The sequence below is a fragment of the [Micrococcus luteus] ATCC 49442 genome, assembly GCF_010367585.1.
Classification (GTDB): Bacteria; Actinomycetota; Actinomycetes; order Actinomycetales; family Micrococcaceae; genus Arthrobacter; species Arthrobacter luteus_A.
In genome coordinates, this window is record NZ_JAAAXP010000001.1 from 3,593,179 (window position 1) to 3,606,983 (window position 13,805).

At 65.7% G+C, this 13,805-nt stretch carries 12 protein-coding genes; 5 read left to right on the forward strand and 7 right to left on the reverse strand.

Annotated elements, in window-relative coordinates:
* The first annotated feature begins 26 nt into the window (after positions 1–26).
* On the forward strand, positions 27–1,499 hold the full coding sequence (cls, locus tag GUV69_RS16355; RefSeq protein ID WP_164206657.1) for a cardiolipin synthase: 1,473 nt from the start codon (positions 27–29) through the stop codon (positions 1,497–1,499).
* A gap of 22 nt (positions 1,500–1,521) precedes the next feature.
* Here cls and GUV69_RS16360 read toward each other — a convergent pair whose 3' ends face one another.
* The 6 genes from GUV69_RS16360 to GUV69_RS16385 form a co-directional block, all read right to left on the reverse strand.
* Complete coding sequence (locus tag GUV69_RS16360) at positions 1,522–3,687, reverse strand: chorismate-binding protein (RefSeq protein WP_164204319.1); 2,166 nt, start codon at positions 3,685–3,687, stop codon at positions 1,522–1,524.
* On the reverse strand, positions 3,684–4,244 hold the full coding sequence (locus tag GUV69_RS16365) for a low molecular weight protein-tyrosine-phosphatase (RefSeq protein WP_164204321.1): 561 nt from the start codon (positions 4,242–4,244) through the stop codon (positions 3,684–3,686). Before GUV69_RS16365 ends, GUV69_RS16360 begins: the two co-directional genes overlap by 4 nt.
* A gap of 128 nt (positions 4,245–4,372) precedes the next feature.
* A complete protein-coding gene (locus GUV69_RS16370; RefSeq protein WP_164204323.1) occupies positions 4,373–4,996 on the reverse strand; it encodes a LysE family transporter in 624 nt (207 codons plus the stop codon).
* 40 nt (positions 4,997–5,036) lie between these two features.
* The gene (locus GUV69_RS16375; RefSeq protein WP_164204326.1) at positions 5,037–5,498 is read right to left on the reverse strand and encodes a hypothetical protein; all 462 of its coding nucleotides are present in this window, start codon (positions 5,496–5,498) and stop codon (positions 5,037–5,039) included.
* A gap of 90 nt (positions 5,499–5,588) precedes the next feature.
* Positions 5,589–6,410, reverse strand: coding sequence for a methyltransferase domain-containing protein (locus GUV69_RS16380; protein ID WP_164204328.1), 822 nt, complete (start codon positions 6,408–6,410; stop codon positions 5,589–5,591).
* 133 nt (positions 6,411–6,543) lie between these two features.
* Entirely contained in the window at positions 6,544–7,062 is a 519-nt protein-coding gene (locus tag GUV69_RS16385; protein ID WP_164204330.1) for a MarR family winged helix-turn-helix transcriptional regulator, read from the reverse strand.
* Between the two features lie 207 nt (positions 7,063–7,269).
* Between GUV69_RS16385 and GUV69_RS16390 the strand changes: the two genes are divergently transcribed.
* Positions 7,270–9,471 (forward strand): MMPL family transporter, encoded by a 2,202-nt coding sequence (locus GUV69_RS16390; protein ID WP_164204332.1) that lies wholly within the window; start codon positions 7,270–7,272, stop codon positions 9,469–9,471.
* Positions 9,472–9,493: 22 nt separating this feature from the next.
* Here GUV69_RS16390 and GUV69_RS16395 read toward each other — a convergent pair whose 3' ends face one another.
* Positions 9,494–10,423, reverse strand: coding sequence for an NAD-dependent epimerase/dehydratase family protein (locus tag GUV69_RS16395; protein WP_164204334.1), 930 nt, complete (start codon positions 10,421–10,423; stop codon positions 9,494–9,496).
* 125 nt (positions 10,424–10,548) lie between these two features.
* On the opposite strand from GUV69_RS16395, the gene GUV69_RS16400 reads away from it, so the two are divergent.
* The 3 genes from GUV69_RS16400 (at position 10,549) to dnaK (ending at position 13,805) form a co-directional block, all read left to right on the forward strand.
* The gene (locus GUV69_RS16400) at positions 10,549–11,286 is read left to right on the forward strand and encodes a TetR/AcrR family transcriptional regulator (protein ID WP_164204336.1); all 738 of its coding nucleotides are present in this window, start codon (positions 10,549–10,551) and stop codon (positions 11,284–11,286) included.
* Positions 11,287–11,413: 127 nt separating this feature from the next.
* Positions 11,414–11,659: a hypothetical protein gene (locus GUV69_RS16405; RefSeq protein ID WP_164204339.1), complete on the forward strand. Its 246-nt coding sequence runs from the start codon at positions 11,414–11,416 to the stop codon at positions 11,657–11,659.
* A 256-nt stretch (positions 11,660–11,915) separates the two neighbouring features.
* Positions 11,916–13,805, forward strand: coding sequence for a molecular chaperone DnaK (gene dnaK, locus GUV69_RS16410; RefSeq protein ID WP_164204341.1), 1,890 nt, complete (start codon positions 11,916–11,918; stop codon positions 13,803–13,805).

Sequence of the window (13,805 nt, forward strand, 5' to 3'; positions counted from 1 at the left end):
CGCATATCCCGGGGGTTTTTCCAGTGTTGTGGCCAGTTTCGCTTGCCGGTACCGCGCCGACGTGGATTGTGGTGGTGCTGAGCATCGCGGACCTGGTGATCCGGGTCCTCGCCGTCGGCATCATTCCAGGCAACAGGCGTCCCACCACGGCCATGGCATGGCTGTTGGGAATCTTCTTTGTGCCGTTCGTGGGCCTGGCGCTGTTCCTGCTGTTCGGCAACTTCAAGCTCTCCAGCCGCCGCCGCCAGCAGCAGGAGATTGTCAACACCCGGGTGCGGGCGGGCATCTCGTCCCTGGCTGACGTCGAAAGCGACTACCCGGGCCCGGAATGGGTCAAGTCCGCCGGTGAACTGAACCGCAGGCTGGGCTCCCTGCCCATGGTGGACGGCAACTCCGTTGACCTTATTCCCGGCTACCCGGACTCGATCTTTGCCATGACCGAGGCGGTGCGGAAAGCCAAGAAGTTCGTCAATGCCGAGTTCTACATCATGAGCACGGACCACATCACCGACGAACTGCTGACGGCGATGGAAGAGGCTGCAGAGCGCGGCGTGGAAGTCCGGGTCCTGTTCGACCACATCGGCACTCTGCGGGTCAAGGGCTACCGCAACCTCCTCCGGCGGCTCAGAGCTAGCAAGATCCAGTGGAAGCGCATGCTGCCCCTGTTGCCCATCCACGGTCAGTGGCGCCGCCCGGACCTGAGGAACCACCGCAAGATCATGGTGGTGGACGGCGAACTCGCGTTCACGGGTTCACAGAACCTGATCGAGCCGTCCTACAACAACCCGAAACACCGCAAGGCCGGCCGTGAATGGGTGGAACTAATGGCCCGCCTGAGGGGCCCGATCGTCACCACCCTGAACGTGGTTTTTGCCACCGACTGGCTCAGCGAGACGGACGAGAACCTCGAACACCAGCTGCAGCTTCCGGCCAATCCGGAGCCGGGCAACGTCACAGCCCAGGTGGTGCCCAGCGGTCCCGGGTTCATCACCGAGAACAACCTGCGCCTCTTCAACACGCTGATCTACTCCGCGCAGCACCGGATTTCCATCTGCAGCCCGTACTTCGTCCCGGACGACTCGCTGCTCTATGCCATCACCACTGCCGCCCAGCGCGGCGTGGACGTGGAGTTGTTCGTCTCCGAGAAGGGCGATCAGTTCCTGGTCCATCACGCCCAGCGTTCGTACTACGAGGCCCTGCTTGAGGCCGGCGTCCGGATCTACCTCTACAAGGCGCCGTATGTCCTGCACGCCAAGCACTTCACCATTGACGACGAAGTGGCCGTTCTCGGCTCCAGCAACATGGACATGCGGTCCTTCTCGCTGAACCTGGAGGTCTCGGTCATGCTGCTCGGCGAGGACATTGTGAACGATATGCGGGCGGTGGAGAACACCTACCGGGACATCTCGCAGGAACTCCTGCTTGAGGACTGGGTCAACCGGCCCCTCGCAGCCCGTTACATCGACAACGTGGCCCGGCTGACCGCGACGGTCCAGTAACGCCCGGCTCCAGGCAGGCAGGTTAGCCGCCCGGGAAGTCCGCGCCGAGGGCGGACAACACACCGTAGGCCTTCACCCGGATCTCGTCGTACTCCTCGTCCGGCACCGAGTCGGCAGTGATGGCACCGCCGACGCCGAGGGTGAGTTCCGCCGTCGGCGCGTCCAGGGTGCCGTCCCCGGCGGTGAGGTCTCCGGCGGTGTCATCTCCTGACCGGATCACCAGCGTGCGGATGGCCACGGCGAGGTCTGATGCTCCGTTCATGGAGAAATAACCGATCGCGCCGGAGTACAGCCCGCGGGGGCCGTCCTCCAGCCGGTCAAGGATCGCCATGGTGCTGATTTTCGGTGCGCCGGTCATGGACCCTGCCGGGAAACAGGCGGCTACCGCCTCGGCCCGCGGTGAACCGGGCAGCAACTGCGCGTCGATGGTGCTCACCATCTGGTGCACCGTGGCGTAGCTTTCGATCTCGCACAGCCTGCTGACCGTGACGGAGCCCGGCTCCGCGAAATGGCTGAGGTCGTTCCGCAACAGGTCAACGATCATGATGTTCTCGGCGCGGTCCTTGACCGATGACGCCAGATCATCCCGCAGTTCCTTGTCCTGCGCAGGATCGGAACCCCGGCGGCGGGTGCCCTTGATCGGTTCGGCACGCATGCCGCCGTCGGATGTGATCCGCAGGAACCGTTCCGGCGACGTGCTGGCCACGGTCAGCCCGCCAAAACGCAGGTAGCTTGCGAACGGCGCCGGGTTTTTTGCCCGCAGGGCAAGGTAGGTACTCCAGGGCTCCGCCGCGGTGGCGGGGAGCCGGGCGGTGAGGGTGGTGGTCAGGCAGACCTCGTACGAGTTGCCCTCGTGGATTTCGTGCTGCGCGGCCGCAATCTTCTGTTTGTAGGACAGCGCTGTGTCCCGGCTGCTGAACGCCGGCCCGCCCTGACGTCCGCCGCCGTTGCTGCCGGCGGCCTGGGCGCTCGCGGTGGTGGGGCTGCTGCTGTGGGTGCCGGTGTTACCGGTGCCGGAGGCTGGTCCGGCGGTGTGGCTGACGGAGGTCCCGCGGACGGCGCTGCGCGCCGCTGCCAGCCAGGTGCCGGCGTCGGGAGCCTCCAGGGCAAGGAGCCACACCGTGCCTTCAACATGGTCCAGAACCACGGCCCGGCCAGCGAAGATCAGCGCCGCGTCGGGGGTCTGTGCGGTCACGTCCGAGCCTCCTGTTTCACGCTTCAGCTCATACCCCAGGCAGCCCAGCCAGCCGAGGGTGAAGTCGCCGGGGTAGCCGTCCGGGGTGCGGACAGCCCGGCGTCCCCAGACCGTGTCCAGCCAGCGGAAAAACGGGCCGGGCACGCGTACCGTTGCGGAGCCGGCGGTGACCACGGTTTCGCCGGTGCGGTGCATGACGGACTGGCCGTACGTCCCGCCATCGTCCGCGAGGATGCTGAAGCGGCTCCGCCCGGTGGCGGGCGACTGCTCCAGGGGCTGACCGGCGGGGGCATTGGAGGAGTCCAGCCAGACGGCGTGCGCCGAGCGGCCGTAGAGCGTCCCGAAGAGGGCGGCGGCGTCCGGCCTGCCGTCCAGCCGCTCTGCGCGGAGCCTCAGGCCGCGGCGGGCGGCGAACTCAGGGACCAGCGCTGCCCTGAGAACGGGAAGGTAGGAGAGGGCCTGCAGCACGTCCGCCGGGGCAGACCCGTCGGCATGATTAAGCACGCGGATATCGGCCTGGCCCGGGACGTCGTCGTCGGCGAGCCACTCCTCTTCCTGCGCCGCCCACTGCTCCCAGAACGGCTCATAGGTGCCGCCATCACGGTCCAGCGCCCGCTTACGGCGGACCTCGTCCGGTGAATCGGCCCAGATGACGGCGCTGAGCAGCGGCCGGGCCTCAGCGGCGGCCGCTCCCACTCCCTCGATGATGACGATCTCAGCGGGGAGCGTGACGCGCATGTCGCCGTCGTAATGGTTTGCCCAGTCCCAGCTGGTCCAGGTGGCCGACTCGCCGCGGCTCAACGGTGCCAGGACGGTGGCAACGTAGCGTTCAATTCCAGCGGCGAGGCCGTTCCAGCCCGGGTAAATGTCCTCAAGGTGAAACAGGGAGACCTTGTGGTGGTTCCGCAGTTGAGCGGCGAGTTCGATGGCCAGAGTGGTTTTGCCTGCGCCGGATCGCCCGTCAATGGCGATGATCACAGGTGCGGGGGTCATGAAATAGAGCGTACCTTCTGCTGCATCTGCTCCCGGTGCGGGGCGGGACGGCGCACTGCCGCCTGTACGTACTCGACGATACCCGGCACCGCACCGTGAATCTGCTGCCAGACGGCGTCAAAGTCCGCATGGCCGCCGTACCAGGGATCCTCGATCCCCTGGTCCAGCAGGTCACTGCCGGCGACCAGAGGGTCGAAGCTCCGGAGCATACGCACCTTGTCCATGGATTCCTGGTCCGGGGCAGCGTCGCGCAGCCAGGCATAGTGGTCGATGTCCAGGGCCAGAATCAGATCGCGCTCGCGGAACCAGCCTGCTTGCCATTCGCGGGCGACGTGATGCTGCGAGCTCAGTTTGGTGATGGCCAGCCGCCGGGCCGCGCGCTGATCGATGGGCCGGCCCACTTCGTAACCGGTGGTTCCCGCGGAATCGACGCTCACCTCATCGCTCAGCCCGCTGGCGCGGAACGCCGCGGCCAGCATGATTTCGGCCATCGGTGACCGGCAGATGTTGCCGGTGCATACGGTGATGATCCGGTACGGCCTCGACAGTGGGTTCATGGGGTTAAGCATGCTCGCTCCAGACGTTCATGGCTAGGAGTTATTCACGTGTCTTTACAAAGTTGTGAATCTTCATCACAGTGTGAGTCAAACATGGGCTGACGGGGCCAGGCAGGGCCGGGGGCAGCCTAGTGGATGACGGCGAGGAGAACGCCCACCGCAACAAAAAGGACGCCGAAGATCCGGTTCAGGATTTTCTGGCCGCGGGCGTTGTGGGTGAATCGCTGGAAGGACTTGGCGGCCAGGGCAAAGAAGAACCACATCACGAGGATGTCGATCACCACCACGGTGGCCGTGAGCATCACGTACTGCGGCAGGAGCGGCTGTTCGGGCCGGATGAACTGCGGCATAAACGCCAGGAAAAAGACAATGGCCTTGGGGTTCAGGAGATTGACCCAGAGGCCGCGCCGGAACATCGACCAGGCTGGTTCGTTCCGGAGGGCCGCGGCCTGTTCCTTGTCCAGTTCCGGTTTGCTCAGGAACTGGCGGATGCCCAGGTACACCAGGTATGCGGCGCCGGCGTAGCGGATCACGTTGAAGGCCACCGGTGAGCTGGCCACCAGCACCCCGACACCCAGGGCCACGATCACCACGTGGACCACCAGGGCGGCCTGCTGGCCAAGGATTCCCCAGATGGAGCGGCGGAAGCCTGACGTGAGGGAGTTGCTCATGGTGTTGATGGCACCTGCCCCCGGTGTGAAGCTGATCAGGGCGCCGGCGCCCGCTAGGGCGAGCCAAAGGGAGAATTGCACCAGCCAAGTTTAGTGGCACTCCGGGGCAGGTACTCACGGGTCACGGACCCCGGAGCTGCAACTGCCGTGAACCATGCATCCAGTGGTCCATGGTGCACGGGAGGCCGAGGTGGTAGCGGTCAAAGTAGTAGTGGGGCCCGTTGGACATGTATTCGGCACCTTCGAGGCCAAAATGCCCGATCATGAGGAACCCGCGCTGAAGGGCAAGTGTTCGCAACGCCTCTGCTTCTTCAAGAATCGGCGCGTCTAAGGCCGGGCACTCCGGCCAGGCCCCGGCATGGGCGATAGCAAAGTAGCGTGTCCTGTCCGTATCCAGTTGGCGCAGGATGGAGCCGAAGTGTGGCTCCATCCGCCCGGCGAATTGATGGCTGACAACCTGAATGTCCGCGAACTGCATGTTGGCATCCAGCTCAATGACAACGAGCTTGGGCAGGACAATACCTTTGGGCGCTATCAGCAGACGGGCAAGAATCTCGAGGTCAAAGCCTGCTTGAATGATCATGATCTGACGCTATTCGGGCGCAGCCGCGGGTGTCAGGGCTGAATGTTCCTATGTGGAAAAAATCAGGCAAACCGGGATGGCGGGCGCAGGTCAGGCCCGCGCGATGACCTCGCCGTTCGGGATCAGGAACCAGCCGTCGTCGGTGGATCCCCACCGGTGCCAGCCCGCGGAGATCCGCGCCAGGTCCGCGGCGTTGGCAAAGCCGTACTCCAGCGCCTGCTCCGCGAAGGCCGAATGCAGCACCCGCTCGCCCCAGACGCGGGCCTGCCATCGCCGCTGCTGTCCGGTGGCGTAGAGCCAGTTGCTGCTGGTGGGTGCGACGTCCGTGAAACCTGCGGACTGGGCCCAGGAGACCAGGCGGCGGCCGGCGTCAGGTTCGGCCCCGTTGCGCCGGGCGATCCGCTGGTACAGGTCCATCCATTCGTCCAGCTCAGGAAAGGACGGATACCAGCTCATGCCATGGAAATCGGCGTCGCGCACGGCCACAATGCCGCCCGGCTTGGCCACCCGCCGCATCTCCCGCAGTGCCTCCACCGGGTCGGTCAGGTGCTGCAGGACCTGGTGGGCGTGGACCACATCGAACGTTTCGTCGTCGAAGTCGAGGTCATAAATGTTGCCGGCTACGAACTCTGCGTTGGCCACCCCCCGTTCAGCGGCGAGCGCCGTGGCTTGGGCGATGATGTCCGGCGACCTGTCCAGGCCCGTGACCTTGCCCGGCGCCACCAGCCCCGCGAAATCGCACGTGATGCTTCCTGGCCCGCAGCCGACGTCGAGCACGGATGTTCCCGGTGTCAGGTGCGGGACGACAAATGCTGCGGAGTTCTCCGCGGTCCTGGAAGCGTGGGCGCGGACCACCGATTCGTGGTGGCCGTGCGTGTACACATCGTCGTCTTCGGGCTGCTGCGCACTCATAGACAAACGCTACCGCCGCGGTAGCGCGAATGGGAGGAGCCGGCGTCGTGCGTTCGGCCCAACTGGGTAGCAGCAGGTGTCGTTTTGACCGCCCAAAACGACATGTGCTGCTACTTACTTGGGGGCGGGGGGCTCAGGTGAGGGGCGCAGCCGGGGAGGAGGGGCCGCCGTCGGATGCTTCCTGGCGGGCGGCGATTGTGGCTTCCACCATGGCCGTCATGAAACGGGTGACCAGATCCAGCTCCTCGGGCGAGAATTCAGCCATGGCCGCGCCCATGTGGCGCGAGAGCGGCATGAACATGGCCCCGCCGTCCTGGAACGCCTTGGGCGTCATGCGGAGCTGGACCTGCCGCCGGTCCGAGCCGTGGCGTTCGCGGATCACATGGCCCGAGCTGTCCAGCCGGTCGATGAGGGCGGTGGTGGCCGGCGAACTGAGGTGCAGTTCCTTGCGGAGGACGCCGGGGGTGACAACAAGGCCTTTGGCAGTGTGGCGCATGATGACGGCGAGCGCGTTCAGGTCCGTACGGTGCATGTCCTTCCGGCTGCCGGCGGTATCGACATAGCGGTTGGCCTCGAGGCTGAAGTCCTGCAGCAACCGCACCAACGACTGGGGTGCAGAGTCAGGCGGGCGCTGGAACGCTTCGTCCGTCATGTTCCGCCTCCTTCGCTCTCGTGTGGATCCTCCAGCCCCCATAAATTATGGGCTGATCCTCGCTGCTGCCCTGACGGATATTACTGCAGCACACCCGTCACGGCGCTCTTCGCCAGATAATTGCTCGATAGACACTTATCTCTATCATGGAGATAGTCTATTATTGAAGCAATTCTACCGCTCCCGCCCCGAACCCCCGAAGGAATCATGAAAACCAGTCCCCAACACAGCGCGCGGGTTCCGTTCTGGCTGCGCTGGCTCCTTCCCGTGCTGCTGGTGCTGACGTGGATGGCGATCGCCGGCGTCGGCGGACCCACGTTCGGCCGGCTCGACGAGGTCTCGTCGAACGACCAGGCTTCCTTCCTCCCCGCCAGCGCAGAAGCCACGGCTGCGCAGGACTGGCAGGCGAAATTCCGGGACTCCAACGAAGTCCCGGCCGTCATCGTCATCGAGAATGCCGAAAAATTCACGCCGGCGCAGCTGGGCGAGGCCGCTGCGCTCAAAGCCGGGCTTGAAGGACTGGGGCTCGGCAGCGCCGTGATCGGACCCATCCCGTCCGAGGACGGCAAGGCGGTCCAGTTCATCGCCCCCATCGATTCGTCCGGCGAGGTCAAGGAGGCCGTCAAGGAACTGCGCGACACCGTCGCCGAAGCCGCCCCTGACGGCATGCAGACCTTCGTTACGGGACCGGCCGGCCTGGCCGCCGATCTGACCAGCGCCTTCGCCGGGATTGATGGCATTCTTCTGCTCGTGGCCCTGGGGGCCGTTTTCGTGATCCTCCTGATTGTGTACCGCTCCCTGCTCCTGCCCATCGCGGTGCTGCTGACTTCAGTGTTTGCGCTGTGTGCGGCCATCCTGCTCGTGTTCGGGATGGCCAAACTCGGCTGGATTCAGCTGAACGGCCAGAGCCAGGGCATCCTGTCCATCCTGGTGATCGGCGCCGCCACGGACTATGCGCTGCTGTACGTTGCGCGGTTCCGCGAGGCCCTGACCCACACCCGCAACCGGACTGAAGCTGTGCTGACTGCCTGGAAGACGTCCGTGGAGCCGATCGTGGCCTCCGGCGCCACGGTCATCATCGCCCTGCTGTGCCTGCTTTTCTCCGACCTGAACTCCAACAAGGGCCTGGGTCCTGTGGCTGCCGCCGGTATCCTGTGCTCGCTGTTCGCCGCCCTCACACTGCTGCCCGCCCTGATGGCGCTCCTGGGCCGGGCCGCCTTCTGGCCGTTCCGCCCCAAGCTGGTCCCGGAAGATCAGCGGGAACCCGAACTTGTCACCGGCCTGGAAGGGCAGAAGGGCATCTGGCGTGCCACCGGCTTGCTGGTCTCCCGCCGTCCGCGCACCGTGTGGATCGCGTCCGTCCTCCTGCTGCTGGTCGCCTCGACAGGCATCCTGCAGCTCAAAGCCAACGGCGTCCCGCAGACCGACGTCATCCTCACCGCCTCCAACGCCGTGGACGGCCAGGACGCGCTGGCGCGGCATTTCGACGCCGGCAGCGGCAGCCCCGCCGTCGTGGTTGCGGACGAAAACAAAGCTGACACGGTGCTCGCGGAGGTCAAAGCGGCCGACGGCGTGGGAGACGCTTACCTCCTGGCTGCGGGGAGTGTACCTATCACCGGCGCCCCCGGAACTCCCGGCGACCCCGATGTCCGCGAGGGCAAGGTGCTGATCAATGCCACGCTCAACTACGCGGCGGATTCCATCGAGGCCGAGGACGTCGTCAAGGCCTTGCGTGCGGATTTGAAGACGGTGGACGCCAGCGCACTCGTAGGTGGTGTGACCGCCACGGCCCTGGATACCAACACCACGGCCCAGCGCGACCTGGTGATCATCATCCCGGTGGTTCTTGTGGTGATCCTCTTTATCCTGATGCTGTTGCTGCGTTCGGTGCTGGCGCCGGTCCTGCTAGTTCTCTCCGTGGTGCTGTCCTACGGCGCAGCCATGGGCGTCTCGGCGCTGGTCTTCAACAACCTGCTGGGTTTCCCCGGGGCAGACGCGACAGTGCCGCTGTTCGGGTTCGTCTTCCTGGTGGCCCTGGGCGTGGACTACAACATCTTCCTGATGAGCCGGGTCCGCGAGGAATCGCTGAAGCACGGGACCCGGCCGGGCATCCTGCGCGGGCTGGGCGTGACCGGCGGAGTGATCACCTCTGCCGGTGTGGTGCTGGCCGCCACCTTTGCCGCACTCGGCATTATCCCCATCATGTTCCTGGTGCAGCTGGCGTTCATCGTGGCCTTCGGCGTGCTGCTGGATACGGTCCTGGTGCGATCGCTGCTGGTCCCCGCCCTGGCCTACGACATCGGCCCGCGCATCTGGTGGCCCAGCAAGCTGGGGCGGCCGGAGCTTGATAGTGCCGCGCAGCGCGCCGACGAGCCGGAGCTTGAAGCGGAGGGTGCCGGGCTACGGTAGGGCGGCTGGGCGACAGGGCGGCTCAGCCCTGCGTCCGCCACCAGGCGACAGTGTCCGCAGCCGCCTCCGCCAGAGGCGTGGGGTGCAGGCCGAGTGCGGCCTGGCTCGCGGCCGAGTCCATCACGAACGGTTTCTGGAACTGGTACAGGGTTTCGGCAAGCTCCCGGAGGTCCTTCGAGAAGACACCCATGGCCCTGAGCGCCCGGCCCGGAATCGCCCCGACCCTGGGGGCGGCCACTCCACCGGCCTCGGTAAAGGCGGTTGCCAGCTGCCGCTGCGTCACTGCCGGACCGGTGGGCGCGTGCCAAACCTTGTTCCACAACGACGGCGTCTGCGCGGCGTGGATCATCGCAGCCGCCAGATCCGGGACATAGGTGAACGAGTGGGGCTGGTCGGCGCTGCCGATGACCCACACCTTCTTTCCGGCCAGGACGGGCAAAACCATGCGCTCGCCGCCGTGTGAGTTCCGGACCCGCGGGCCGAAAAAATCGCCGGCAACCACGCTGGCGGTGCTGGTGGGCGAGGCGTCCCTGGCACTGAGCAGCTCCGTGCGGACGCCGCGCTTGCCGCCCTGTGCTGTCCGCGGGCCCGCCTCCGTCATGGGACGGTCCGGTTCGCTGTAGGAATAGAGGCTTTCGGGGAAGACAACGACGGCGCCCGCCTCGCCGGCCGCGGCCAGCACCGTTTGCTCGGCCGGGGGCAGTTCCGCCCGCCATGCGTCCGCCGTGTACGAGGAGCCGTGGATGCAGTGGAAAACGGCGGTTGCGCCGCTGAACGCGTCCCGCACCCGGTTGGGGTCCTGGACGTCGGCAGTCAGGCGATCCACGAGGGGATGCTCCGGACCGCTGCCCGAGCGGGTGAGGATCCGGACGCGTTTACCTTGCCCGGCAAGCTGCTCTGCCACCGTCCAGCCAACGGGACCTGCCCCGGTGACAACAAATAGTTCGTCCATCTTCGTCCCTTCTCACGGCTGATTGAGAGCACTGCTCTCTAACAGCGTGCGCCCCCCGATGGTGCGCTGTCAAGAGCGGTGCTCTCGATTGTTTGCACTGCTCTGGCCTATGCGATGCTGGGTTCATGAGTGAGGCTGCCACGAAGACAAAAACCATCCCGCGCACCCCCCGCGAACGTGCCCGTGCGCAAACCATTTCGGACATCGTTCGGCTGGGCAGGGAGCACCTGGCAACCCACGGCGCCGCCGCCTTGTCGCTCCGTGCCGTGGCGAGGGACTTGGGTGTGGTGTCCTCCGCCGTCTATCGCTACGTGGCCAACCGCGACGAGCTCCTCACACTCCTGGTGGTGGACGCCTACAGCGAACTGGGCGACGCGGTGGACGTGGCTGTCAGTGCCGGGCTTGACGCTGACTTTGCCGGGCGGTTCCACGCGCTTGGCCAGGCGGTCCGGGGATGGGCGCTGCGCGAGCCTGCGCGCTATGGCCTGCTGTTCGGCAGTCCGGTTCCCGGGTACCGGGCGCCCGCAGATCGGACCGAAGCGCCCGGCACGCGGGTGATCTACAGCCTCGTGGGGATCCTTGACGCCGCGTTCCGCGCCGGCGAGCTGAAGGCACCGCACGCGGGTGCCGCCGTCGTACCCCCTGCACTGTCAGCTGATTTCGAAGCGATCCGCACGGGACTTGGGCTCGCTGTACCTGACGGTGTGATCGCCAACGGTTTACTCGTGTGGACCTCGCTGTTCGGTGCCGTCAGCTTCGAGGTGTTCGGCCAGTACGGCCCCGACACGTTCAGCGCCCGCGAAGAACTCTTTGAGCACCACCTGGCCGTCCTTGCGGGCATTGCAGGCTTCGGCAGGAGCTGAGTCCGCCCCTGGCGCGCCACACCGCGCACGCTTCTGGCCGGCCTCCGGCCCCTGTTTCGCCCGGCCCATGCTGGGTAAACTCCAAGTGCGCCCAGGTGGACGCGGAACCTCGAAGGAGAGACCAGTCATGACTGAGAACACCGCACGTGACGAAGAGCCTCGCAAGGCCAGCAGCGCCCCTGGCCTGGAGGGTGAGGGCGGCCAGTATGTGGAAGGCGATTACGGTGATGCCGGCGTAGTGGGCGGCGCCGAGGAGTTGATCGAGGAGGGCGAGTACCCGGAAGGCAACTACGGCGACGCCGGCACGCTCGGAGCAGCCCGCGGAGCGGAGACCGCCCGCGAGGTTGAGGAAGACGAGGATAGGAAGTCCTAGCAGCGCCTCCCAGCCCCCTTATTGAGTCATTCGGCAGCCCGTTCACGCACAGCGAACGGGCTGCTGCTGCATTAATACGCCATTCGCAGGCCCGGATTTCCGGGGATTTTCCGGACATGGCCGTGATCAGTAACCCAAAGTTGAGCGTATGCCGCTCAACTTTGGATTGACACGGCCCGAGCCCGGAGTAAAGTTGAGTGCAGAACGCTCAATGAGTGGGCGCCAGCAAGTTTCCAAGGAAAGAAGGAAGCAACACATGTCACGTGCAGTAGGTATCGACCTCGGAACCACCAACTCCGTCGTCTCTGTTCTCGAAGGTGGCGAGCCCACCGTTATTGCCAACGCCGAGGGTGGCCGCACCACGCCGTCCGTCGTTGCGTTCTCCAAGTCCGGCGAAGTCCTTGTGGGCGAGATCGCCAAGCGCCAGGCCGTCAACAACATCGACCGCACCATCGCCTCCGTCAAGCGCCACATGGGCACCGACTGGTCCGTCGCGATCGATGACAAGAAGTACACCGCGCAGGAAATCTCCGCCCGTGTGCTGATGAAGCTGAAGAACGACGCCGAGTCCTACCTCGGCGAAAAAGTCACCGACGCCGTGATCACCGTTCCGGCCTACTTCAACGATGCCGAGCGCCAGGCCACCAAGGAAGCCGGCGAAATCGCGGGCCTCAACGTCCTGCGCATCGTCAACGAGCCCACCGCCGCAGCACTCGCCTACGGCCTGGACAAGGGCAAGGAAGACGAACTCATCCTGGTCTTCGACCTCGGCGGCGGCACGTTCGACGTCTCCCTGCTCGAAGTGGGCAAGGACGAAGACAACTTCTCCACCATCCAGGTCCGCGCCACCGCCGGTGACAACCGCCTCGGCGGCGACGACTGGGATCAGCGCGTCGTGGACTACCTGCTGAACCAGCTCAAGGTCAAGGGCATCGACCTCTCCAAGGACAAGATCGCCCTCCAGCGCCTCCGCGAAGCCGCTGAGCAGGCGAAGAAGGAACTGTCCTCCTCCACCAGCACCAACGTCTCCCTCCAGTACCTCTCCGTCACCCCCGACGGCCCGGTGCACCTGGACGAGCAGCTGACCCGCGCCAAGTTCCAGGACCTCACCAAGGACCTGCTCGAGCGCACCAAGAAGCCGTTCCACGACGTCATCAAGGAAGCTGGCATCAAGCTCTCCGAGATCGACCACATCGTGCTCGTCGGCGGTTCCACCCGTATGCCCGCCGTCTACGAACTGGTCAAGGAACTGGCCGGCGGCAAGGAGCCCAACAAGGGCGTCAACCCGGATGAGGTCGTCGCAGTGGGCGCCGCACTCCAGGCCGGTGTCCTGAAGGGCGAGCGCAAGGACGTCCTGCTGATCGACGTCACCCCGCTGTCCCTCGGCATCGAAACCAAGGGCGGTGTGATGACGCACCTGATCGAGCGCAACACGGCCATCCCCACCAAGCGGTCCGAGACCTTCACCACCGCGGATGACAACCAGCCGTCCGTGGCCATCCAGGTCTTCCAGGGTGAGCGCGAGTTCACCCGCGACAACAAGCCGCTGGGCACGTTCGAGCTGACCGGCATCGCGCCGGCCCCGCGCGGCGTCCCGCAGGTTGAGGTCACCTTCGACATCGACGCCAACGGCATCGTGCACGTCTCCGCGAAGGACAAGGGCACCGGCAAGGAACAGTCCATGACCATCACCGGCGGCACCGCGCTCTCCAAGGAAGACATTGACCGCATGGTCAAGGACGCCGAGGAGCACGCAGCCGAGGACAAGGCCCGCCGCGAGGCCACCGACACCCGCAACACGGCCGAGCAGCTCGCCTACTCCGTGGACAAGCTCATCGCCGACAACGCCGACAAGCTGCCTGAAGAGGTCAAGACCGAGGTCCAGGCCGACGTCGACGCCCTCAAGAAGGCCCTCGAAGGCACCGATGACGCAGCTGTGAAGACCGCGTTCGAGAAGCTGCAGGCTTCCCAGGGCAAGCTCGGCGAGGCCATCTACGCCCAGGCCGGTTCCCCGGACGGTGCCACCGGCGCTGCAGGTGCTGAAGGCGCCGCCGGTGCTGCAGGCGGCGAGAAGGCTGGTTCTGCCTCGGGCGATGAGGACATCGTTGACGCCGAGATCATCGACGAAGACGAAGCGAAGAAGTAG

Coding starts and splice junctions, on each gene's coding strand:
- GUV69_RS16365 (WP_164204321.1), bottom strand. CDS start 4,244: ATGAACCCACTGTCGAGGCCGTACCGGATCATCACCGTATGCACCGGC.
- GUV69_RS16395 (WP_164204334.1), bottom strand. CDS start 10,423: ATGGACGAACTATTTGTTGTCACCGGGGCAGGTCCCGTTGGCTGGACG.
- GUV69_RS16380 (WP_164204328.1), bottom strand. CDS start 6,410: ATGAGTGCGCAGCAGCCCGAAGACGACGATGTGTACACGCACGGCCAC.
- GUV69_RS16360 (WP_164204319.1), bottom strand. CDS start 3,687: ATGACCCCCGCACCTGTGATCATCGCCATTGACGGGCGATCCGGCGCA.
- GUV69_RS16385 (WP_164204330.1), bottom strand. CDS start 7,062: ATGACGGACGAAGCGTTCCAGCGCCCGCCTGACTCTGCACCCCAGTCG.
- dnaK (WP_164204341.1), top strand. CDS start 11,916: ATGTCACGTGCAGTAGGTATCGACCTCGGAACCACCAACTCCGTCGTC.
- GUV69_RS16375 (WP_164204326.1), bottom strand. CDS start 5,498: ATGATCATTCAAGCAGGCTTTGACCTCGAGATTCTTGCCCGTCTGCTG.
- GUV69_RS16405 (WP_164204339.1), top strand. CDS start 11,414: ATGACTGAGAACACCGCACGTGACGAAGAGCCTCGCAAGGCCAGCAGC.
- GUV69_RS16390 (WP_164204332.1), top strand. CDS start 7,270: ATGAAAACCAGTCCCCAACACAGCGCGCGGGTTCCGTTCTGGCTGCGC.
- GUV69_RS16400 (WP_164204336.1), top strand. CDS start 10,549: ATGAGTGAGGCTGCCACGAAGACAAAAACCATCCCGCGCACCCCCCGC.